Origin of the sequence: Gilliamella sp. wkB171 (assembly GCF_001693755.1) — a bacterium.
Taxonomy (GTDB): Bacteria; Pseudomonadota; Gammaproteobacteria; order Enterobacterales; family Orbaceae; genus Gilliamella; species Gilliamella apicola_F.
The window spans coordinates 1-507 of sequence record NZ_LYST01000047.1 but is presented as its reverse complement, the minus strand read 5'-3'; the positions used below and the strand labels follow the sequence as shown (position 1 = coordinate 507).

General features: G+C 25.2%; 1 protein-coding gene. It reads right to left on the bottom strand.

Annotation, left to right across the window (positions count from 1 at the left end; translation table 11 throughout):
- Nucleotides 1-49 precede the first annotated feature (49 nt).
- The coding region (locus A9G03_RS09650) for a glycosyltransferase family 8 protein (RefSeq protein ID WP_218837116.1) at nucleotides 50-507 on the bottom strand (458 nt) is incomplete at its 5' end.

The window sequence follows — 507 nt, the reverse complement described above, 5'->3', positions numbered from 1 at the left end:
ATTATTGAAAGACAAATGGTTCTATTCATCATAAATTTTAAACAGATAATTACTTTTTAAGAAATAATTTATATTTTAAATAGATAATATAATAATAAACAGATCTAAAATAGTATTTCTGTTTAAATAGATATTTAGCATAGTTTCTTATTGATGAACTATCGCCACTTAAAGGTAATGGCTCATCTTTCCAGGGAGAGAGAGCTAAATAGTCGTTAAAAATTTCAGAAAGATAGACTTTATACCAAGGTTTATTTTGTGAAATATAGTGTAATATAACGGTATAGGACCTTATCTCTCTTTCCTGATGGGCATCGATAGAAATTTTTATTTTAGTATTAAACTTTATTGGTAATAATAGTGTCTCATTTTCCAGTAAAATATTTAAAACATCTTGATCGGCAAACTTATAAATATTTCCATCATTTATCATAGTTAGTGCTTTTTCAGAAATATTTTCTTCACACCATTTGTTGGTATTTATTAATAAAACTCCAGCATTAAAGT